This is a genomic window from Lentimicrobium sp. L6, from assembly GCF_013166655.1.
Lineage (GTDB): Bacteria > Bacteroidota > Bacteroidia > Bacteroidales > UBA12170 > UBA12170.
Map to the genome: position 1 here is coordinate 1 of NZ_JABKCA010000177.1, position 1090 is coordinate 1090.

1 protein-coding gene is annotated in these 1090 nt (G+C 40.3%); it reads right to left on the minus strand.

What is annotated here, in order from left to right; translation table 11 throughout:
* On the minus strand, positions 1–1090 hold a 1090-nt coding region (locus tag HNS38_RS20085; RefSeq protein ID WP_216663807.1), incomplete at both ends, for a hypothetical protein.

Sequence of the window (1090 nt, forward strand, 5' to 3'; positions counted from 1 at the left end):
GGACATCGTCGATACATGTTACAGTGACATCGGCTGGGGCTGCTGCGAATACTGGATTCGTAGCATCCTCTATAATAATGTCTTGTGTTACATTAATTGTGTTTCCACAGTCGTCTGTTACTGAATATGTTCTTGTGATTGTTTTTGGATTGCTTAATCCATCATCAGAATCGGATACGAAAGCTACTGTTGGGTTAGCTGTACAATTATCAGCTTCGTCTGTTACCACTGAAATATCGGCCGCTGGTAAACTGGCGATACATTCTATGGTAATATTGGCTGGATTGCTTGCTGTTGGATTTACATTATCTAAGATTGTAATAGTCTGTGTTGTAGATGCTGTATTTCCGCCTCCATCTGTATAAGTCCATGTTCTGGTGACAGTTCCGTTACAATCTGTGCCAACTATAGCAGCGTCTGTTCCGGCTACACTTCCTGAACCATCGCAATTATCTGTCCAAGATAAATTGCTCATCACTGGGACATCGTCGATACATGTTACAGTGACATCGGCTGGGGCTGCTGCGAATACTGGTGCAGTAACATCATCAATTACAACATTTTGGTTGACAGTTACTGAGTTTCCATTGCCATCATTGAAAGTCCATATAATGGTATGTGTTCCTTGAGTTGTGTAAGTTAATGGGTCACTTGTTGTTCCTGTTATAACTCCTGAACAATTATCAGTAGTGGTTGGAGCTACTGCGATGGCTGTACATTCTCCGGTTAAATCTGCTAAAGTTGGAGTGGCTGGTGCCTGGGTATCATTAACTGTGATCAAATGTGAGACACTTCTTGCATTTCCACTAGCATCTGATACAGAGTAAGTTCTGGTAATCACCTCAGGATTAGAATTCCCATCCGAAACATCGGAAACAAATGATACTAAAGGATTTAAGTCACAATTATCAACCTCATCAGTAACAACTAAAATATCAACTGCTGGTACATCATTTGTACATTGCACATAAATATTAGCTGGATTTGAAGCAGTAGGAGCAATATTATCAAGAATTACTACACTTTGTGTTTGGTTACTTGTATTTCCTGCTGCATCTTCATAAGTCCATGTGACTGTTGTTGTTCCTTG